Source organism: Intestinimonas sp. MSJ-38 (assembly GCF_018917925.1).
In the GTDB taxonomy this organism is placed as follows: Bacteria; Bacillota; Clostridia; order Oscillospirales; family Butyricicoccaceae; genus Pseudobutyricicoccus.
Genome location: NZ_JAHLPO010000009.1, coordinates 44,099 through 63,526 on the forward strand (window position 1 = coordinate 44,099; position 19,428 = coordinate 63,526).

At 53.7% G+C, this 19,428-nt stretch carries 18 protein-coding genes and 2 riboswitches; of the genes, 4 read left to right on the top strand and 14 right to left on the bottom strand.

Features of this window, described 5'->3' with window-relative positions; translation table 11 throughout:
- Positions 1-14: 14 nt before the first annotated feature.
- From KQI26_RS07260 to KQI26_RS07270, 3 genes are all read right to left on the bottom strand, one after another.
- On the bottom strand, positions 15-680 hold the full coding sequence (locus KQI26_RS07260) for an ABC transporter ATP-binding protein (RefSeq protein ID WP_216503908.1): 666 nt from the start codon (positions 678-680) through the stop codon (positions 15-17).
- 177 nt (positions 681-857) lie between these two features.
- Positions 858-1,889 (bottom strand): sensor histidine kinase KdpD, encoded by a 1,032-nt coding sequence (locus tag KQI26_RS07265; protein ID WP_216503909.1) that lies wholly within the window; start codon positions 1,887-1,889, stop codon positions 858-860.
- Positions 1,886-2,578: a response regulator transcription factor gene (locus tag KQI26_RS07270; protein ID WP_216503910.1), complete on the bottom strand. Its 693-nt coding sequence runs from the start codon at positions 2,576-2,578 to the stop codon at positions 1,886-1,888. The genes KQI26_RS07265 and KQI26_RS07270 overlap by 4 nt, the downstream gene beginning before the upstream one ends.
- 220 nt (positions 2,579-2,798) lie before the next feature.
- Between KQI26_RS07270 and KQI26_RS07275 the strand changes: the two genes are divergently transcribed.
- The 4 genes from KQI26_RS07275 (at position 2,799) to KQI26_RS07290 (ending at position 5,389) form a co-directional block, all read left to right on the top strand.
- Complete coding sequence (locus KQI26_RS07275; RefSeq protein WP_216503911.1) at positions 2,799-3,167, top strand: helix-turn-helix transcriptional regulator; 369 nt, start codon at positions 2,799-2,801, stop codon at positions 3,165-3,167.
- A gap of 229 nt (positions 3,168-3,396) precedes the next feature.
- The gene (mobC, locus tag KQI26_RS07280; RefSeq protein WP_002566656.1) at positions 3,397-3,726 is read left to right on the top strand and encodes a plasmid mobilization relaxosome protein MobC; all 330 of its coding nucleotides are present in this window, start codon (positions 3,397-3,399) and stop codon (positions 3,724-3,726) included.
- Entirely contained in the window at positions 3,687-5,021 is a 1,335-nt protein-coding gene (locus KQI26_RS07285) for a relaxase/mobilization nuclease domain-containing protein (RefSeq protein WP_117440195.1), read from the top strand. Before mobC ends, KQI26_RS07285 begins: the two co-directional genes overlap by 40 nt.
- Positions 5,018-5,389, top strand: coding sequence for a cysteine-rich VLP domain-containing protein (locus KQI26_RS07290; RefSeq protein ID WP_112115380.1), 372 nt, complete (start codon positions 5,018-5,020; stop codon positions 5,387-5,389). Before KQI26_RS07285 ends, KQI26_RS07290 begins: the two co-directional genes overlap by 4 nt.
- A 154-nt stretch (positions 5,390-5,543) precedes the next feature.
- Here KQI26_RS07290 and KQI26_RS07295 read toward each other — a convergent pair whose 3' ends face one another.
- The 11 genes from KQI26_RS07295 to KQI26_RS07345 form a co-directional block, all read right to left on the bottom strand.
- Entirely contained in the window at positions 5,544-6,029 is a 486-nt protein-coding gene (locus KQI26_RS07295) for an NUDIX domain-containing protein (protein WP_233104350.1), read from the bottom strand.
- A gap of 2 nt (positions 6,030-6,031) precedes the next feature.
- Positions 6,032-6,688: an HAD family phosphatase gene (locus tag KQI26_RS07300; RefSeq protein WP_005361145.1), complete on the bottom strand. Its 657-nt coding sequence runs from the start codon at positions 6,686-6,688 to the stop codon at positions 6,032-6,034.
- Entirely contained in the window at positions 6,678-7,319 is a 642-nt protein-coding gene (gene thiE / locus KQI26_RS07305; protein ID WP_004611584.1) for a thiamine phosphate synthase, read from the bottom strand. The genes KQI26_RS07300 and thiE overlap by 11 nt, the downstream gene beginning before the upstream one ends.
- 11 nt (positions 7,320-7,330) lie before the next feature.
- The gene (gene thiD, locus KQI26_RS07310) at positions 7,331-8,134 is read right to left on the bottom strand and encodes a bifunctional hydroxymethylpyrimidine kinase/phosphomethylpyrimidine kinase (protein ID WP_004611583.1); all 804 of its coding nucleotides are present in this window, start codon (positions 8,132-8,134) and stop codon (positions 7,331-7,333) included.
- Complete coding sequence (locus tag KQI26_RS07315) at positions 8,131-8,805, bottom strand: TenA family protein (protein WP_117835779.1); 675 nt, start codon at positions 8,803-8,805, stop codon at positions 8,131-8,133. Before KQI26_RS07315 ends, thiD begins: the two co-directional genes overlap by 4 nt.
- 66 nt (positions 8,806-8,871) lie before the next feature.
- Positions 8,872-8,969: riboswitch (TPP riboswitch) on the bottom strand.
- Between the two features lie 60 nt (positions 8,970-9,029).
- A riboswitch (TPP riboswitch) is annotated at positions 9,030-9,129 on the bottom strand.
- Positions 9,130-9,338: 209 nt separating this feature from the next.
- A complete protein-coding gene (locus KQI26_RS07320; protein WP_118037146.1) occupies positions 9,339-9,539 on the bottom strand; it encodes a transposon-transfer assisting family protein in 201 nt (66 codons plus the stop codon).
- Between the two features lie 3 nt (positions 9,540-9,542).
- A complete protein-coding gene (locus KQI26_RS07325) occupies positions 9,543-14,207 on the bottom strand; it encodes an LPD25 domain-containing protein (protein WP_216503912.1) in 4,665 nt (1,554 codons plus the stop codon).
- A gap of 141 nt (positions 14,208-14,348) precedes the next feature.
- Entirely contained in the window at positions 14,349-16,439 is a 2,091-nt protein-coding gene (locus KQI26_RS07330; RefSeq protein WP_118037144.1) for a DNA topoisomerase 3, read from the bottom strand.
- Complete coding sequence (locus tag KQI26_RS07335; protein ID WP_118037143.1) at positions 16,436-17,197, bottom strand: DUF4366 domain-containing protein; 762 nt, start codon at positions 17,195-17,197, stop codon at positions 16,436-16,438. The genes KQI26_RS07330 and KQI26_RS07335 overlap by 4 nt, the downstream gene beginning before the upstream one ends.
- Positions 17,184-17,435 carry a DUF4315 family protein gene (locus KQI26_RS07340; protein WP_216503913.1) on the bottom strand — a complete coding sequence of 84 codons (252 nt, stop codon included), beginning with the start codon at positions 17,433-17,435 and terminating at the stop codon, positions 17,184-17,186. Before KQI26_RS07340 ends, KQI26_RS07335 begins: the two co-directional genes overlap by 14 nt.
- A gap of 23 nt (positions 17,436-17,458) precedes the next feature.
- Positions 17,459-19,414: a C40 family peptidase gene (locus KQI26_RS07345; protein ID WP_117485242.1), complete on the bottom strand. Its 1,956-nt coding sequence runs from the start codon at positions 19,412-19,414 to the stop codon at positions 17,459-17,461.
- Positions 19,415-19,428: the final 14 nt, after the last annotated feature.

The following is a 19,428-nucleotide window of genomic DNA, read 5'->3' on the forward strand; positions in this document are numbered from 1 at the left end:
AGCCTGCCACCTCCTTACTCCACAATCTTGCCGTCCTCAATGCGGACTATCCGATCTGCAAGGCGGGCTATGTCGTCATTGTGGGTAATCATCACAACAGTTTGCCGGAACTCTGCACTGGTGCGCTTGATAAGCCCCAACACCTCAGCGCTGGTCTTGCTGTCAAGGTTGCCGGTCGGCTCATCGGCCAGCACAATAGCCGGTTTGGTAATCAGGGCGCGGGCAATCGCCACACGCTGCTGCTGGCCGCCGGAAAGATTGTTCGGCATATTTTTCAGTTTATCTTCCAGCCCCAGCAGGTGAACGATCTCGTTCAAAAACTTCTGATCCACCGTGTCCCCGTCCAGCTCCACCGGCAGGACGATGTTCTCATACACATTCAGGATGGGAACAAGGTTATAGTTCTGGAAGATAAAACCGATGTTGCGGCGGCGGAAGATGGTGAGCTGTTCGTCGTTCATTTTCGACAGCTCTTTGTCCCGGACAATCACGGTTCCGCTGGTGGGAGTGTCCAGCCCGCCCATCATGTGAAGCAGGGTAGACTTGCCGCTGCCAGAGGTTCCCACAACGGCCACAAATTCACCGTCATTTACAGAGAAGTTCACACCGTCAAGGGCGCGAGTGATGTTCGGCTCTGTGCCGTAATACTTTTTCAGATCAATCGTCTGCAAAACGCTCATACTCAAAACTCCTTTCAAGGCTTTCTGCCTGTTGATAAGGCTATTGTAAAACCCAAATGTCCGCGAAATGTTACAGCGGCCAAAAAATTTCATTGAAAATCGGGGTGAAATGTTACAACGCTCGGACATTTCAAAAAAATTTACGGCGGGCAGCCGGAAATGGCCGTCCGCCGCGTTCTATTTTGTCGGCAGCATAATGGAAAATTCCGAACCCTTGCCCGGCTCCGAAACCACTTTGATATAGCCGCCCTGCCGCGTTACGATCTCGCGGGCCAGATACAGGCCAATGCCCACGCCCTGCTGTTCGTGTACTTCTTCCTCACGATAGAAGCGCCGGAAGATGGCGGCCTGATTGCTTTCGGAAATGCCCTTGCCGGTGTCGGTCACTTTGATCTCCACATACATTTCCCACAATACCACCGACACCGTGATTTTCCCGCCTGCCGGGGTGTACTTCACTGCATTGTCCAGCAGGTTAAAGAGGGCTTCGGATGTCCACTTGCTGTCATGGAAAACGGTCAAATCCTCCGGGCAGTCCACGGATACGGCAATTTCCTTTTTCTCCGCTGCATACACGATCCCACTCATGGCCTGCGCCACGGTATCAAAGAGGCGGCCCGGTTTCTTATCCAACTGGATCACGCCCGTTTCCAGCCGGGAGGTTTTCACAAGGGCCTGAAAGAGAAAGTCCAGCTTATCCGTCTGGGTGCGGATTCCCCGGATAAAGTCGGTGCGCTCCGCCTCGGTCATAGGCTTTTCCAGCAGGGTGTCCGTCGCCATTTTCAGATTGCTTACCGGCGTTTTCACCTGATGGGAAATATCCGATACAAGGGTCTGTAACTCCTGCCGTTCCTCGTCCACCCGGCGGCGGTTCTCCTGCATGATCTGGTAAAGCCTTGCCAGCCGGTGTCCGATTCTGGCAAGCTGGGTTTCGCTGTCCTCTGGCCGCTGGGGTGCTTCATTTCCGGCGATCATGTGGTCTAAAGTCTGGCACAGGTCAGCGGTAAACTGCGACAGCCGCTTTCCAAACGCCTGCGTCAGTACAAAAATCCCCACAAGGGCGCACAACAGCAGCGCCCCGCCCGTCAGCACCACCGCCGTCTGTTTCGTCACAAGAAACAGAGCTATGGTGATCCCGGACATGGAGAGGACAAGTCCTATTGCCACCCGACCAAACAGCCGCTTTACCGAGAGGTTTTGAAACTTCATTTTGCCTCGCCTCCCGTCCATTGATAACCCATGCCGTAAACGGTCTTGATGTAGGGCGCGCCACCGTCGGATTCGATCTTGCTGCGAATCCGGCTGATGGAGGTTGTCAGGGTGTGTTCGTCTACAAACCTCTCGTCTATATCCCACAGCTTTTCCAAAAGCTGCCCACGGGTCAGCACTTGCCGGGGATTTTTACGGAACAGGTTCAGCATTTTATACTCCATCGGAGATAGGGTCAGGGGCTTGCCATTTAAGGAAGCCGTCTGCTCCGAGAAGTCCAGAAACAGCCGCCCGTCGTCGTAAATGTCCTTAGCCGGTTTGTGGTGTTCCAGCATGGCGAACATGGCTTTGATCTTCCGCTGCAAGGCCCCGATTACAAAGGGCTTTGTGATGTAGTCCACCGCGCCCACCTCATAGCCCCGTATCTGGTCGCTCTCCTGATCGTTGGAGGTCAGGAAAATCACGATGGTATCCGGGTGCTGGGGCTTTATCAGCTTGCACAGTTCAAAACCGTTGCCGTCCGGCAGGTTGATGTCCAGCAGCACCAAATCAAATTCCCGCTGGCGGATGGCGTCGGCTGCGGTTCTGGCATTTAGGGCAGAAGTCACGCCGTAGCCATCTGCGGTCAGGTTATAGTCTAACATCTTATTCAAAAAACTGTCGTCCTCGACAATCAAAATCTGCTTCATATTCTCACTTCCTTTGCTTTTTGCAGATAGTATAACAGGCAAATGTCCGCGAAATGTTACAGCGGACGGATTTTTTCAAAAAAGTGCTTTTTCTTTATTATAGGATAGCCCGCTTTTCCGTACAAGGCACAAAATATGAATTATAAAGTTTAATCTTACTACATATAGCAACATTCCATTGAGAAAATATGAAATATACAATGTAGATGGGTGGTGCTATATGGCAAATATCAAAGATTGTCCCGGCTTTGAAACTTTCGGCGCGGATGTAAAAGCGGCGCGGAAAGTCAAGCAGTTATCGCGTAAGACGCTGGCGGAACAGGTCAATATCGACTGGCGCTATCTTGCCAACATCGAAAATGACGGCACGATTCCCAGCCTGCCAGTTATCATACAGCTTATTAAAATCTGCGGGCTTCCCGTGGAACGGTATTTTAACCCGGAGGTCATGCGGGAGGAAAGTGCACAGCGGCAGCGGGTCAGCCACAAACTGAAACTCTGCTCGGAAGAATTTCTGCCGATCATCGAGGGCGCGATTGACGGGGCCATTCAAATTCAACAGAAGAATGACGAAACGGAGGGTGCATGACAACCCTCTGTTTTGTTTTTGGGAGGACGCAAGGCTGCGCCCTCTCTTTTTTTGTGCGGTTTTCGGAAAAACCGGGATTTTGCGGGTATTTCCTTGGGGTCAGAACGCTTTTTAGGGGAAGAAGAACAAAGACAGCAAGCATAGGGAGTGTAGCCACACTCCCGGCAAACGGCTTCCCGTTTGTATCTTGGGGAAGTCCCCAAACCCCTGAATGAATGGAGGTGCGAAAGTGGCAAACCGAAAACGGAAGTTTGTGCTGCGCGTCCCGGTGACGCCGGAGGAACGGGCGCTGATCCAGCAGAAGATGGCCCAGCTTGGCACAAAGAACTTTTCTGCCTACGCCCGGAAAATGCTGATTGACGGCTATATCGTCCATATCGACACCGGCCCCGTCCGGGCGCAGACCGCAGAGCTGCAAAAGATCGGCGTCAACATCAACCAGATTGCAAGGCGTATCAACAGTACCGGGACTGTGTACGCGCAGGACTTAGAGGACATCAAGGGGGCGCTGGCACAGATATGGCAGTTACAAAGATCCATCCTATCAAGTCAACGCTGAAAAAGGCGCTGGACTACATCGAGAACCCGGACAAGACCGATGAAAAGCTGTTCGTTTCTTCCTATGGCTGTTCCTATGAAACGGCGGATATTGAATTTCAAATGCTATTAGATCAGGCGTACCAAAAGGGCAACAATCTGGCCCACCACCTGATACAAGCCTTTGAACCGGGGGAAACCACGGCGGAGCAGGCCCATGAGATCGGGCGGCAGCTTGCCGATGAAGTGCTGCAAGGTAAATATCCCTATGTGATTACCACCCACATAGACAAGGGCCACCTGCATAACCACATTATTTTCTGCGCCGTGGATATGGCGAACCAACGCAAGTACATTTCCAACCGCCAGAGCTACGCCTTTATCCGGCGCACCAGCGACCGGCTGTGCAAGGAACACGGCCTGTCTGTGGTAAAGCCCGGCAAAGACAAGGGCAAGACCTACGCCGAGTGGGACGCACAGAAAAAGGGCAAGAGCTGGAAAGCAAAACTGAAAATCGCTATCGACGCGGCCATTCCGCAGGCCAAAGACTTTGACGGTTTTCTGCGGCTCATGGAGGCGCAGGGCTATGAAGTCAAACAGGGCAAGTTTATTTCATTCCGCGCCCCCGGACAGGAACGCTTCACCCGCTGCAAGACCTTGGGGGAGGATTACACCGAGGAACGGATCACCCAGCGGATCAAGGGCATTGCCATTGACCGGGGGTCGCGCAGAAGAAGCGCCGGGGAAATCTCCCTGCGGATTGCCTTGGAGGACAGTATCAAGGCCCAGCAGTCGGCGGGCTATGCGCGGTGGGCGAAGCTGCACAACTTGAAGCAGGCCGCCAATTCCTTAAACTTCATCACAGAACACCAGATTGACAGCTACGAGGGCTTGGAAAGCAGGCTGGCCGAGATCAGCGCGGCAAACGACGCGGCGGCCTCCGCCCTGAAAGACGCGGAACGCCGCCTTGGGGATATGGCGCTGCTGATAAAAAACCTCTCCGCCTACAAGCAGCTCCGGCCTGTGGCGCTGGAACTGCGAAACGCCAAAGACAAGGCCGCGTTCCGGCGGCAGCATGAAAGCCAACTGATCTTGTATGAGGCGGCGGCAAAGACGCTCAAAGAGGCCGGGGTCACAAAGCTCCCCAACCTGTACGCCCTCAAAACCGAGTATAAAAAGCTGGACGCAGAACGGGAACGGCTGTCCGCACAGTACAGCGAAGCAAAACAGAAATTGAAAGAATACGGCATTGTCAAACAGAATATAGACAGCATTTTGCGGACAGCGCCGGGAAAGGAGCATACGCAGGAACGATGAACATACCGAGAATGAGTTACCCCCAATACCGCAAGGCACGCAGGCTCACCCATGAGTGCTGCAACTACTGTAACGGAAACTGCCTCCTGCTGGACGATGGGGAGGAATGTGTCTGTGTGCAGAGTATTTCCTATTCGCTGCTGTGCCGGTGGTTCAAGGTAGCCGTCCTGCCGCTGGACGCGGCCCTGTGCGCCGAGATCACCAAAGGCCGGGACGAAATCAAACGCTGCGCCGTCTGCGGGGCGGCGTTTACTCCCAACTCCAACCGGGCTAAATACTGCCCGGATTGTGCGGTGCAGGTGCGCCGGAAGAAAGAGGCGGAACGCCAGCGGAAAAGATACCTCCTGTCTACGCATTTAAGGCGGTAAAAGTCCACGGAAATCAAGGGTTTTTCCGCATGGTCGGCAGGCAGGTGGATAAAGTTATCCTGTTCCCCTTAAAACGGGGTTCTAAATGCGGGAAAATGGACAAAAAAGAAGCGCCGGGCGCAGAGGCTTTGACACCTCCGCGCCCGGCGTTTTTTCAGCCTATTAACTGATCTACATAGGTAATCAGGGGATGCAGTTGTTTCAGGCGAAACATCTCAAATAACTTATCTGAACTTACCCATTGAACATCTACAACTTCTGTTTCCTGTAAACGCATTTCTTCAATCTTTATATCCCTATGAAACAGCCAAACATCGTAAAAATCCTGCACATTTTCCCGTCTGGTCTGATAAATCAATTTTTCACTTCCGGGAGTAAGCAGTATTCCTAATTCTTCTTTTACCTCTCGGATTGCTCCTTGCAAGCTGGTTTCCCCGGAAAATACAGAACCACCCGTACATTCCCAATAAAGAGGGTATTGCTTTTTCGGATGCCGCTGTGATAAAAGATACTGCCCCTGCTGGTTGACGATCCATACACTCACAGATAAATGATACAGCCCTTTGGGTATGATTTCTCCACGGCACATTGTTATTCCAGACTTTTCCCGTTTTGCATTATATAAATCCCATTTTTCCATTTTCATACCTCTTTGTGTGGGATCGGTGCTTGCCGAAAATCAAGTAAGTAAATATCCGCAATCCTTTCTATTTCTGTACGCTGATCTGCGGAATACTTATCATAAATCCCACCTGCTAACATACGGGCTGCCTTTGCGCTTTTAATTGCTGGAAGCACATCATCAAACACAATACAGTGTTCAGGTGCAACCCCTAATTTTCTTGCGGCCAATTCAAAGACATCCGAATATTCTTTTCCCCGCTGAACCTCATCTGTTGAACATAGAGCGTCAAATAATTCTAAAATAGAATTGTTCTTTAAGCATGGAATATAGAGCTTTTCCGGCAACCCCGTAGCAACTGCAAGTTTTATTCCATGTTCTTTTAAGCGCAGAAGATAATCAAGGGCATGGGGCAGCAGACCGACATGGTTACTGTATTCCTCGACCGCCATATTATTCCATTCCTCAATAATTCCCTCTACCGTTTCCTGCAATCCAAAAAGATCAATGGTATATTGTGCGGCTTCCTCAAAACTCCTTGCACATATTTCAGTTACATAATTTTCCGGGACGGGAAGATTTCTCTTTTTCAAAAACTGAATATCTATATGCTCCCATACATCCATTGAATCCAGAATTGTTCCATCTAAATCAAAGATTGCCGCATTAAAATCCATTTTTCTTTTCCTTTCCGCAAAATAAATCTTTCAGTTCCGCAGCAGCAGCTTTTATATCAGACTGCGCTATGATGGCAGATACAACAGCCAGCCCGTCAATTCCCATGGGCTTGAAACGCCCTGCATTTCCCTTATTGATACCGCCAATAACAACTATCGGCAAAGAAACGGCTGCGCGGATTTTCTGTAATTCTTCCATTGATACAGAATCAGCGTCGGTTTTAGTTCCAGTAGGGAACATTGCGCCAACTCCCAAATAATCTGCACCATCCTGTTGTGCCTGTATTGCTTCTGCAATGGAAGATGCAGATACTCCCAACAGCATATTTTCCCCAATTACTTTGCGGACGGCAGCCGCAGGTAAATCATGCTGTCCAATATGTACCCCCGTAGCCTGCACAGCCATTGCAATATCTATCCGGTCGTTTATGATAAGGGGAATATGGTATTTATCCGTAACCTGTTTCACGGCAACAGCCTGATTGTAAAATTCTAATGAGGACAATTCTTTTTCTCGGAGTTGTATCATTGTGCAGCCTCCTAAAATTGCCTGTTCTACCGCTTCTGTCAGGCTATCGCAGCTCATTAGTTGACGATCAGTAACAAGATAAAGTGTATAATCAAAGTTCATTTTGCACCTGCCTATTCTTTAGATAAACCATGCTGATACAATTCGTAGAAATGGTGCGTCGGGCCACAGCCTTTTCCAATCGCAAGAGAGTGTTCGATTGCCATTGTGACATAAGCCTTTGCAGATTCGACTGCAAGCGGAACACTTTTTCCCTTTGCAAGCTGGGAAGCGATTGCAGAAGAAAAGGTACAGCCTGTCCCATGAGTATTTTTCGTATCAATGCGGGATGTTTCAAAATGGTAGAAATTTTCTCCATCAAATAGGACATCAACAGCATTTCCTATATGATGTCCACCCTTGACAACAATCGCCTTACAACCCATGGCATATATTTTTCTTGCGGCAGCCTCCATATCTGAAACTGTGGAAATCTGCATATCCGCTATTTTCTCTGCCTCTGGAATATTTGGAGTAAGTACATCGGCAAGTGGAATTACTGTGTCTATCAAGGTGGAAACCGCCGTAGGATTCATCAATGGGCAGCCATTTTTGGCATACATAACCGGGTCGATTACAACATTTTGGGGCTTATATTGTAATAGTTTCTTTGCCACCGCTTTCATACATTCTGGTGTAGAAAGCATACCGATTTTTACTGCGTCCACTTCAATATCTTCAAATACGGCGTCAATCTGTTTTTCAATCATATCAGGGGTAATATCTTGGATGTCGATAACGCGGCTGGTGTTCTCTGCAACAACAGAAACAATAACACTCATTCCAAATACGCCGTGAGCAGAAAAAGTTTTCAAATCAGCCTGAATACCTGCACCTCCGCTGCAATCTGATCCGGCAATGGACAATACTTTTTTCATTTTGCATTTTCCTCCATTCTTTCGTTCCGATAGGCCATCTTCCAAAAAGCAAGCTCTAACAAACTTGCTTTCTCAAAAATATCAGCCAGATACTTTTTATTTGCTTCTGATAACCCAGCACATTTATACTCTGCAAAAGCAGACCATTCTTTGCAACTTTCTGCATATTGTTCATCGGCATAATCTTTGATAAAGTCCCAATATCTTGATTCTCTGCTTGTAGGGACAGCCGCCAGTTTGCGGAATATATAGCTGTAACTTAACATACAGGGAAGAACCGCCATTAAAATTTCTTCATTCTTTCCATGTGACGCAATCTCAAACATGAAATCAATGTAATTTTGATTTTCAGGCAAAGGGGCGATCAGTTCAATATCATCATCTGTTATGCAAAATTGCTTTAGATAATCCAGCCGCACTTCCGATTCCGTATCATTTACAAAGTTCAGCATGGAGTAGTAAAGCTGAATTTCTCTTAATGTATCAGCATGAAAAATTGCCTTGCCGTATATACGGGCATAGTTTTTCAGATAGATACTATCCTGAATCATATATCTCTTGAACTTTTCAAGAGGTAGCTTTCCAGTTTGCACTTCCTGCACAAATGGGGTAGCTGCACATTCTTCCCAAATGGGAATGTTGTGGGTTAAGATGTCTTTCATAAATGCCATGTTTGATCCTCCTAAGATAAAAAAATAGAGCCTCTAAAACAATTAGAAGCTCTTTCAGACGCAATACGAGCGTAAGAAATTGCTTCCCTACGCCGGTATTAGCCGACAGGTCCAGAGGTCAGGTCTTACCTTTTTCAACTTGTTCAGTTCCCTCGCAAACACATATCATATCTTATTCAATTAAAAAAGGACATTCCCAAAACAGAGAATGTCCAAAAAATACGAATCTGTATTCTTTAGCTCCCTGCGTTGGTATTAGCCAACAGGTTCAAAGGGTCAGGTTTTAACCTTCTCAACTACAAGGTAGTCCCCCTGCTTGAGTATTATTATAGTTAGAAAGTCCCCAAAAGTCAAGTCTACGCATTTAGGGCGGTAAAAGTCCACAGAAATCAAGGTTTTTTCCGCATGGTCGGCAGGCAGTTGGATAAAGTTATCCTGTTCCCCTTAAAACGGGGTTCTAAATGCGGGCAAATGGACAAAAAAAGAAATGCCGGACGCAGAGGCTTTGACAGCCCCCGCGCCCGGCGTTTTGCTTATTCGTCTGTGAAGTGGAACCGCTGCGCCGCAAAGTCGGCGTCGCTCATGGCGTCCAGCTTATTTGCGGTCTGGCAGGCCAGCGCCACCATTTCCTTGTCCATGTCCGGCAGTGCTGCCCGGAGATTTGCCGCCGTCCTGCGGCGGTCGGCGTTGTGGTACAGACAGATCAGGTTTTCTTCTTCCACGGTGAAATACATTCCTCATACCTCCATTTCTTTTGATTTTTCCCGCGCCGGGGGCTTCTTTTTCTGCTCCTCCTTGGCGGCGGCAAGCTGCGCCCGGATGGACGGCTTCTTTTGTTTCTGCGTTGTCTTTTGGGTCTGCTTGGGCTTTTTGGCCTCCGCCTTGGTTGCCTCGGCCACATCCAAAAGGGAAATCTGTTCCCCGGCTTTTGCCCTTGCTTCCAGTTCCTCCATAGACGGGGCGTTGTTCATCATGCCGTCGATCATGTTGTAGTTCTGCTCGGTGGACATTTCCGCCGTCTTGATATGGCTTTCTGGCTGGGCGGGGATGGCAAAGGCTCTTGTGCCGTTTGCCATAATAAGATACCTGCCGTCCTCCGACTGGTGGTGGAATCCATACCCGGCGGCCTCCATCTGTTCCCGGCTCCTGTCGGTCAGATAGAAACGGCCTCTCGGCGTCTGGATTTGTTCGCCGGTCATGCACTCGTCCGGCGTGAGCTGCTTTTCCGGCTGGGCGAAAAACTCCGGCACCTGCCGGTAGTCGGCCCCCTCGTCCACATAGTAGGCGGTCTGTTTTCCATCCTGCCGGAACACCACAATATCCCCCATCGAGAGGGAATGTCCCTTGTAATCGGCGGGATGTTCCATGTTGAAGCGGCGGTAAATCTCGTCCAGTGTGATGTCCTTGTCCAGCGGCGCGGAGTAGATAAGCTGGTAATTCTTCCTGTCCACCGAAAGCCCATCCGCCTGCAATTCCTCATAGGAACGATAGCGGAAGTCGCGCCCCTCCGGGCCGGGCGGCACTTGGTAGATGGAAAAGTTGGGCTGCGCCGGGGCCTCATAGTCAGAGGCAACATATTCCTCCACCGTCAGCCCGGCAGCGGCGGCCTCCTGTTCCAGCTCTGCCTCGATCTGTTTTTTGTGGTCCTGCAAGCTCTGGTCGAAGTCGGCAAGCTGCGGCGGCTCCGGCAAGTGGTACTGTCCCTGATTGAGAAGCGGGCGGCACTCCTTTACATAGTCCAAAACCGCATTGAAATAAGCGGTCTGTTCCGGCGTCAGGGTTTCCCCGGATCGCAGGGGGCGCTGGGCCTCCTGCTCCATAGCGGCCAGATTGCAATGCAGCTCCATATACGGGATGAACTCATGCAGCAGCATATCCCGCTGGGCCTTGTCCGCCTCCCATGCCTCCGGCCCCTCATGGTGCAGCACATGGTTTTTCCAGCTTTCATCCTGTGCGTAGTATTCGTGGTAGCCCCGGATATGCTGGATCATGGAACCGTCCCCGTCGCCAAAGTCCTGCCGTCCCTCGTAGCTGTCCGGCTGGCCCTGCATGGTAAAATCAATGCGGAACTTGGTCTTGTCGTACCAATGGCCCGTATAGCCCGGCTGCTCCCGTTCATGGCGTCTGGCGCTGTCCAGCTCCTTAAAAACGGCCTCGGCTTCATGCAGCGGCATTTGCTGGCCGTCTTTCAGATGGGGGCTTTCACTCCAAAGGATCGTGACAACCGGCTCCGCTGCCGGATTCTGGGGGATCTGCCGCTTGGCGTTTGCAACGGCAATCTCACTTTCGATCTCGCTTTTCACAAAGGAATCCATCTGGCCCTTTTGCAGCTCATAGCCCTGTTCACACAGGCGGTTGATAAGCCCGATTACCTTGTCGTTATCGCCCACGGCCTCGGCATAGGCCACGATCAACTGCCGTTCCTCGCTGCCCAAACGCGGGGCGTTTTTCTCTGCCAGTTCAATCAGAGCGGCAGCCCGGTCAGCCGGGGACGCCTCCGGCATGAACGGCTTTCCATTCAAAAGGCCGTCGATCCCATTCCACGCCTGCGGCTGGGGAATGGCGTTGGCCTGTTCGGTTGCTTCCAGAAAATCATCCAGCCTGTCGCCGGTCAGGGGTTCTATTGTCCCAGCCGGTCGCTCATGGATGGCAAGGATTTCTTTTCCGGCTTCCGCAAGGGACAGGTCGGGATTGTCAAGCTGGCCTCCGTCCAGTTCTTTGTAGTCGGGACCGTACAGCGTGTAATCGTAGCCGGTTTCTGATGTCTGGATATACAGATATTCGCCGCTTTCCAGACGGTAGGCGGCCTCCTGCGGGGCTTTGGCCTGTTCCAGCGTTCCATCCCCGGCAATGGTAAAGCCCTGCGCCTGCGCCGCCTCCTTGGTTCCCTGCGACACTTCGCCGGTGGATTTCAAATCCGCGTCAATGAGGGTTTGCAGCATGGCTTTTACGCTGGCGGTCATTTCCTGCTGTTGCTCCGGGGGCAGCTTGGAAAATACGCTGTCCGGGTCTGGCTGCTCGGCGGCCTGTTCCAGCGGTGCGGCCTGCGGCTGCTCCTGCTGGGCCTGCCGTTCTTTCTGAAGCTGGGCAAGGTGGCCGTCAATGGTGGTAATCAGTTCATGGGCGGTGGCCCGGATGGTTTCAAGGGAGGCTTTCAGCTCTTTCAAGTCCTTGCCGGAACTCCAACCGGCCACATAGCCAAAGGAATAATCGGAGGTGTCCAGCCCGTAGTGCTGGCAGACGGCATAGGCCACGCTTTCGGCCTGCACTTCGCGGGTGCGGCTGTCGGGACGGTCGGCCTGCTCAATGGCCGGGGCTTCCGGGTCGATGGCGTGGAGCTTGGAATGGGCGATCTCGTGGATAGCCGTCTTTAGGGTCTGTAATTCGCTCATGCCCTCCTGAATGGCGATCCGCTTTTCCGTCAGGTGGTAGTAGCCGTGGGAACCGCCCGGAATGTCCTCAAAACCAATGGGAACCGGGGAGGTCTGTTCCAGCGCCTTAAAAAATTCCCCGTAGCGTTCCACGCTGCCGGTCAGTTCTTCCACGCCGATAGAGGGCAGCGGTTCTCCCTCGGTCTGGCTCACATCAAAGACGGAAACGATCTTAAAGGCCGGAACCTGTATTTCCTGTACTTCGGTAACAGGCTTTCCGTCTTTTCCCATCACCGGCCTGCCCTGTGCGTCCAGCTTTTGCACTTCCTTTTTTGCCTTGAACGGGGCCGGGGCCAGTATCTTGATGGCCTTTTCGCCTTTCTTCACATTGCGGTGAAAATCGTCCCGCCACTTGTTGTAGCCTGCCACAAGCTGTCCGCCCTGCATGGCGATCAGGAGGGTATTGTTGAAGCTGTAACTGTGGAACTTGGACATGGTGGTGAGATAGGCTTTGTAGCGTTCACTCTCGAAAAGCTCCTGTATGCCGGTTTCCAGCCGGTCGGTGATCTCTTTCATGCGCTCGGCGCTGTTCTGGCCGTTTAAGAGAATGGGGGTGACAGGCTGCGGGGCCTTTGCGGGGGTTGCCGCCTCCGGCTGCACCTTGCTTTCCTCCCGCAGAATTTCCGGCGCAGGATAGGCCATCACCCGGTATTCCTCCGGCACTGGCTGGCCCTCATGGACGCGCTGCCATTCGTCGCTGGTTCGCAGGATATAGCCGTAATCGGTAAAGGTTCCCTGTTCCTCGTTGGCGATAAAACTTCCCAGCCGGTCGGTGTCAATGGCCGGTTTCCACGGGTCGGGAACGACAAACAGCCCGGAATCATTCAGATAATATTCCCCCAGACTGCGGTTGTCCTTGGCGTTGATTAAGACAAAACAATCGGTGTTTTCAGCGTAGTCCAAAAGCTGCCCGATGGTCTGCATTTTCGCCGGGGACTGCATGACGGCGTTCAGCTCCGCAAGCTCCACGGCGTCCAGCTTTTGAAGCTGGGCAGCAAGGAAGTTCAGTTCGTCCACGCTGGCGGTCTTGATTAAGTCCTCCGGCAGTTCCAGCGGTTTTCCCTCCGGGGCGGAAAAGTCGCCAATGAACAAGTCCTGCTGGTTGTCGGCGGTGATATGGATTTCCTTTAAGGTTTCCTGTACCTGTTCGGCGGAAGTCGGCAGGGAAAGCCAGTACCCATGCGGCCCGCCGGTCTGCGCCTCGGCGCGGTTATCAAGAAAAATGGAAAATACTTCGTTCACGGGTTCCCTCCTTTCCGGGGTGGCTGTGGTCTGTTGCGGCTGTGCGGCTTCCTCCTGTGTGGGAAGTGCTGCGGCTTTTGCCGGTTCCTCCCCCTCGATGGTATAGCCGGGGAGCAGGCAGCCATTGACCTTAAAACAGTCGGCGTATTCCTTGGGGATGGCCGGGGAAATTTCGGTAAAGTAATGGTCGTGGGCTTTGATCCGGCCATTCAGGTACTTGTCCAGTTCTTCCCGGCTGGAAAAGACTTTCCGTTCCTGTCCGGCGATCTTTTCCATCGGGTTTCCGTGGGGCGCGTTGGTATAAAGACCCCAGCGGAGCGTCCACGAGTAGGGGACGGATTTTTGGGCGGCGCTGTCATACCGGGTGTTCTCGGAAATGGAGTAATCCATCTGGTAAACCATGTTGCTGCGGATATGGCGGTATTCGTCCGGGGCCTCCCACTGGTTTGCGGTGTGGGTGACGGGAAGCGTCCGGGCATATTCAAGGGCTTTGTCCAGAAACAGGGTTCTTCCGGCCTGTTCCTCCCATGCGGCGGCCTGTTCTTTCAGGCGGTCAAACACTTCCTGTTCTGCGGCGGCGCTTTCCGCCCGCAGGGAAAGAAGCTCCGCAAGGGGCAGCTTTACCATTTCGGAAAGATCGGCCTTGCCGCTTTCAAAATAAATCCGACGCTCGATCCGCATAGTGCTGGCCGGTTCTAAATCGTCGTGGTCGTAGGAGCTGTAAGACATTTTGGGTTCACATCCTTTCTATGGCGGTGATCTGATACAAGGGGTTTGGGGCTTCCCCAAAGAGAAAATCCCCGGCCCGGCAGGTGCGCCGGGTCAGGGATTTTGCCGGGAGTGTGGCTACACTCCCTATGCTTGCTGTCTTTAGTTTTTGCCCCTCTGTTCCACGCGGTAGTTCACATACTTGCCGCCGGTATCGGCCAAAAGCACCGTCCCGTCATAGGTTTTGCTGGTTTTCATGGAGCGCAGGCCCTTTACCTTTGCCTTTCCGTCTTTAAGGAGCGCGGCGGCGATCTTCGGGGTGAACGCCTTGCCCCGTTCCTCAAAAAATCGGTCATTCTTCCACATGACAAACTGGCAGCTTCGGTTTCCGCAGTAGTAGTTCTTTTTGCCCTCGTAGACGCTTTCCCCGCAGCGCGGACATTTGCCGATAACCACACGCTCGGTTTGAAACAACTTCTGCGCGTCCTCGCTGATCTGGGAGTAGTTTGCGATCAGGCCCCTTGTCATTTCTGCAATGTCCTGCATGAAGCCCTCCGGGTCGGCCTGCCCCTTGGCAATGGCCGTCAGCTCCGTTTCCCACTGTGCCGTAAGCTGGGGAGAGGTCAGCACCTCCGGCAGCACGCAGGCAAGGTTATGGCCGTCCTTGGTGGGAAGTAGCTGTTTTCCCCTGCGCTCCACAAAGCCCATCTGCACCAGCTTTTCTAAGATGGAGGCGCGGGTGGCCGGGGTTCCCAATCCCTGCCGCTCGGCGTCCTCCGGCAGATCGTCCGCACCGGCGCGCTCCATAGCGGAAAGCAGGGTATCTTCCGTGTAGGATTTTGGCGGTGCGGTGAAATGCTCGGTGACGGCGGCAGTTACCTTGTCAAAGGTCTGTCCCTCGGTGATCTCCGGCAGTTCCCGCGCAGGCTCCGGGGCGGTGTCGTCGGCGTCTGTTTTGAACGACGCCTTAAAGCGGCGGTCAAGCTCTTTCCAGCCGGGGGTCAGGATGGTTTTTCCCTTGGCGGTAAAGGTGTTCCCGGCACAGGTGAATGTGGCGGTGACAGCTTCATACACATGGGGCGCGGCCACGGCGCACAGCAGCTTGCAGCACACAAGGGACAGCAGTTTCTTTTCCCCCTCGGCCAGCCCGTCAAAGCCTTTCTGCACAAATTCCATCGTCGGGACAATGGCGTGGTGGTCGCTCACCTTTTTGCTGTTCAGCACCCGGCCAAACTGCGGGGACAGGTCAAGCCCCGTTGCAAAAGGAAGCAGCGGCCACAGGCCGGACACAAGGCTTTCCGCCGTTGGCAGCATATCATCGGTCAAATACTGACTGTCGGTGCGGGGATAGGTCAGCAGCTTCTTTTCATAGAGCTGCTGGGCATAGTCAAGGGTCTGCTTGGCGGTAAATCCAAACAGGCGGTTTGCTTCCCGCTGCAAGGTGGTGAGGTCATAGAGGCGGGGCGGCTGCTCCGTCGTTTTCTCCCGTGTCACCGACACACAAACGGCCTGCGCCGTTTCACAGGCGGATTTCAGGGCCTTGGCGTCGTCTGCGTTTCCCATGCGTTCACTGGCCGCCTCCATGCCGCCCGCCGCGATCTGGACGATGTGGTATTTCTCTTTCTGAAAGCTGCTGATCTTGGCCTCCCGGTCAACCAGCATTTTCAGGGTCGGCGTCTGGACACGGCCCACGGTCAGGGTCTTGTGGTAGAGGATGGAGAAAAGTCTTGTCGCGTTGATCCCCACCAGCCAATCCGCCTGCGCCCGGCAAAGGGCCGACTGATACAGGTTATCATAATCGGTTCCCGGTTTCAGGTGGGCGAAGCCGTCCTTGATGGCCGCGTCCTCCATGCTGGAAATCCAAAGGCGCTGAAACGGTTTCTTGCAGCCCGCCATCTGGTAGACGAAACGGAAAATCAATTCCCCCTCGCGTCCGGCGTCGGTGGCGCACACAAGGCCGGTGACATCGGGGCGCTCCATCAAAGAACGCAGGGTGTCAAACTGCTTTTTCTTATCGTCGGGAATGATGTACTGCCATTGCTGCGGCAGAATCGGCAGGTCGTCATAGCGCCATTTTTTGAAACGCTCGTCATAAGTCCCGGCGTCGGCAAGGGAAACAAGGTGGCCGATACACCAGCTCACCATATAGCCGTTCCCCTCCATATAGCCGTCCTGTTTCTTGTCCGCGCCGATCACGCCCGCAATGCTGCGGGCTACGCTTGGTTTCTCTGCAATTACTAACTGATAGCTCATACTTCGTCCTCCTTATTTCCATCTTCACTTGTCATATCCTCGTCCGGCTCCGGGGCTTCGTCCTCGTCGTCCTCGTCCTCTCCAAAGTCATACTCGGCCAGATCGTCATTGCCTGTGGTGTCAGCTTTTTCCTTTTTGAATTTCAGGAAATAGAGGGCTGCGCCGCCGCCCAGCAGCACCACCACAAAGAACACCACAAGGCCGCCCATGCCGCTTGGCTTTTCCTCCTGCGGCTTTTCTTCCTCCGGCTGGGGCTTCGGCTCCGGCCCGTTGCAGGCGGTCAGGTTGTTTTTACAGACCGGGCAGGCCGTATTGACGGCCCCGGCTTGACACTTGGCCGTACAGGTGCAGACCTCCGGCTCTTTTTTCCCGTCCTCCAACAAGGCTTGCAGGTCGGCGTCATCCACTTGGTTGAGGAAATGCACCGCCGTTTCCTTGTCCTCGTTGGCCCGGTCGATCAGGATGTAAAAATAATTCCCGGCCTTGGTGGTAACGGTGATAAGCTGCTTATCCCCGAAAAAATCATCCACCAGCGCGGCGTTGCCCTGCGGGGTGACGGGTACGCCCTCCGGCTCCATGCCGCCGGTGGTAGGTTCTTCGGTTTCCTCCGGCACTTCTGCGGGGGCCTCGGTGGTTTCCGGCAGCGGCACAGGGTCAGGGTCAGCGCCTCCGGCGTAGGCGGTAACGGTCGTGGTCGCCATGCAGAGCGCAGCGGCCACAGCCAGCGTCAAAGTGCGGAACAGTTTAGATTTCTTCATGGGCGCTGTCCTCCTGTTCAAAGTCCGGGATCGGGGCCGCCTGCAACGCGCCGCCGCGCACAAAGGCGGCGAACTCCTGCGGGGTCATGTTGAGGCCGCGCACAAGCTGGACGATCTGCAAGTTTTCCTGTTCGGTCTTGGCCGCTTCCAACTCCCGAAGCTGCTTTTGCAGCTCCGCGATCTTGCCCTTGGTTTTCTCAATATCCTTTTCAATGCGCTCCAATTTGTTCATTGCCATAGTGATTTACTCCTTTCTGGCGTTTAAGGCAAACGCCCGTAACAATAAAAATGCTGCTGCCAGTAGCTTGAATTGAGGTTCGTGTAGGAAATGGGGTCGCCGCAGTGCAGCATGACCGAATTTCCCACATACAGCCCCACATGGGACATCCCGGCAGTGTCGTAAGTGCCGACGAAAAATACAAGGTCGCCGGGCTTGGCCTGCTCCGGGGAAACGGGGGTGCAGATGTTGTAAAGCCCCTGCGCCGTCTGGCGTCCCACATTCCAGCCGGAATGATTGATAACCCAGCTAATAAAGCCGGAACAATCAAAGCTGGTGCTTGGGGAGCTGCCGCCCCACACATAGGGATAGCCCACATACTTTTCCGCCTCGGCGATCATGGCGGCAAAGGCTTCGTCCTTTAGCGCCTCCGGGGGGATTTCATAGTAGGTCGGCTCTTTCGGGGTGGAGGCGTGGGGATAGCTGCCGTTGGGGAACAGGTCTGGCCGGTTGCCCAAAGTCTGCATATAGGCAGCATAAAAGCCCATCTGTTCCTCGGTGAGAATGTAGATGGGCAGGTGGGACAGGTCAAAGTTTTCCAGCTTCACATTGCAGATGTAGTAAGTGTAGGGTACTTCCACGGTGTAGGTGTTTCCCTCGCTGTCCGTCCTCGTTTCGGTGCGGTAGCGGGTTTCCGTTTCGATGGTCTGGGTCAGGATGTACTGTTTTTCAAAGAGCATAGCAAGATCGCCCTGTACCTCCCCCAAAGTGAACACGCCGTTATGCAGCGCGGAGAGGATGGAGGTCAGCACATAGGGGTCATGCTTGATCTCGTCCAGATCGAAACGGTATTCGTCATAACCGGGGTGCAGGCTTTCGTAGTTGTCAAGTTCGTGCTGCAAGTCTGCTTCCAGCGCGCCATAGGCGGCTTCGGCTCCCAGCATATCGCTGTCCTCGGAGAGATAGGAGGTGGCGGCAAGGCCCGTCCCGGTGCTGCCAAACATGGCGGTGCAGGATTGCAGGCCGCCCATCACCAGCAGGAGCATAAGGCCTACGCCGCCGACGATCAGCGCCCCTTTCCAGTGCCGGGCGGCAAAGGACGCGGCCTGTCTGCTTTTCTCTGCGGCTTTCTTGGCTGCGGCAGCCGTGGTCTTGGCGGTGCTTGCCGCCCCCTGTGCGGTCTGGCCCGCCGCCCTTGCTGCCTTGGCATATTCCCGCTTGATGTGCTGTTTCTGCCAGAAGCGGGAAACGGGGTTCTTGGTCGCCTGCGCCAGCTCCGGGTTGTCCCGCAGGGATTTTTGATACGCAAACTCGGCGTTGGCGGCGATGGACTTTCGCTCGGCCTTGGCTGCGGCCCGGTAGGGTTTGAGCTTGTGGCGGTGGACGCCGCTGCGGATCATGCGGCCCGCCTGCCGTTCCGCCAGTTCCTCCCCCTTGTGGCCGCCCTCCACGCCCACATTTTCGTGTTCTACCTCATGGATTTTTCCGTGGAGGTAAAGCCCGGCTTCCTGTATGGGGCGGCTGGCCGGGTTTGGTTTGAGCTGGGGAGGGGATTTCTCCACCTTGTCAAAATACAGCCTGCTTTTGGCCTTGCCCTTGGCCTCGTCATAAACGGTTTCCTTGGTGACGACACGCTTTTTCGGCAAGGCTTCTTTGGCTGCTTCCAGCTGATCCGCCCGTTTTTCTGCCTTTTTGATATACGGGGCCAACTCCGGGGAGGCCCGTTCCTCGGCGGTAAACTGCAACCGGGAAACAGGGCCGGTGGCCTGCGCCACGGTTTCCCCGGCGTCCTTGGCCGCTTTCTTTGCCTTGTGGCGGTCGTGCAGTTCATCCGCCCGTTCCAGTATTTTTTCCGCCGCCCCCTCCGGCTGGGCGGTGTATTCCTGCTCGGCCTCCCGGCTGGACACATTGACGCTTTCGCCGGTGGTCTGGTTATCCAGCGTCAGGCCGTCGCGGGTCATGTGCTGCGTTACCTTGTCGCGGGGTTTTAAGGGTTCCATGACTTCACCTCCTT

Excerpts from the sequence above, each read along its gene's own strand:
- KQI26_RS07335 (WP_118037143.1), bottom strand. The coding sequence starts at position 17,197 with ATGAAGAAATCTAAACTGTTCCGCACTTTGACGCTGGCTGTGGCCGCT.
- KQI26_RS07270 (WP_216503910.1), bottom strand. The coding sequence starts at position 2,578 with ATGAAGCAGATTTTGATTGTCGAGGACGACAGTTTTTTGAATAAGATG.
- thiD (WP_004611583.1), bottom strand. The coding sequence starts at position 8,134 with ATGAAAAAAGTATTGTCCATTGCCGGATCAGATTGCAGCGGAGGTGCA.
- KQI26_RS07320 (WP_118037146.1), bottom strand. The coding sequence starts at position 9,539 with ATGTATTTCACCGTGGAAGAAGAAAACCTGATCTGTCTGTACCACAAC.
- KQI26_RS07285 (WP_117440195.1), top strand. The coding sequence starts at position 3,687 with ATGGCAGTTACAAAGATCCATCCTATCAAGTCAACGCTGAAAAAGGCG.
- KQI26_RS07345 (WP_117485242.1), bottom strand. The coding sequence starts at position 19,414 with ATGGAACCCTTAAAACCCCGCGACAAGGTAACGCAGCACATGACCCGC.
- KQI26_RS07275 (WP_216503911.1), top strand. The coding sequence starts at position 2,799 with ATGGCAAATATCAAAGATTGTCCCGGCTTTGAAACTTTCGGCGCGGAT.
- KQI26_RS07315 (WP_117835779.1), bottom strand. The coding sequence starts at position 8,805 with ATGGCATTTATGAAAGACATCTTAACCCACAACATTCCCATTTGGGAA.
- KQI26_RS07340 (WP_216503913.1), bottom strand. The coding sequence starts at position 17,435 with ATGGCAATGAACAAATTGGAGCGCATTGAAAAGGATATTGAGAAAACC.
- thiE (WP_004611584.1), bottom strand. The coding sequence starts at position 7,319 with ATGAACTTTGATTATACACTTTATCTTGTTACTGATCGTCAACTAATG.
- KQI26_RS07325 (WP_216503912.1), bottom strand. The coding sequence starts at position 14,207 with ATGTCTTACAGCTCCTACGACCACGACGATTTAGAACCGGCCAGCACT.
- KQI26_RS07260 (WP_216503908.1), bottom strand. The coding sequence starts at position 680 with ATGAGCGTTTTGCAGACGATTGATCTGAAAAAGTATTACGGCACAGAG.
- KQI26_RS07265 (WP_216503909.1), bottom strand. The coding sequence starts at position 1,889 with ATGAAGTTTCAAAACCTCTCGGTAAAGCGGCTGTTTGGTCGGGTGGCA.
- KQI26_RS07295 (WP_233104350.1), bottom strand. The coding sequence starts at position 6,029 with ATGGAAAAATGGGATTTATATAATGCAAAACGGGAAAAGTCTGGAATA.
- KQI26_RS07300 (WP_005361145.1), bottom strand. The coding sequence starts at position 6,688 with ATGGATTTTAATGCGGCAATCTTTGATTTAGATGGAACAATTCTGGAT.
- KQI26_RS07290 (WP_112115380.1), top strand. The coding sequence starts at position 5,018 with ATGAACATACCGAGAATGAGTTACCCCCAATACCGCAAGGCACGCAGG.
- KQI26_RS07330 (WP_118037144.1), bottom strand. The coding sequence starts at position 16,439 with ATGAGCTATCAGTTAGTAATTGCAGAGAAACCAAGCGTAGCCCGCAGC.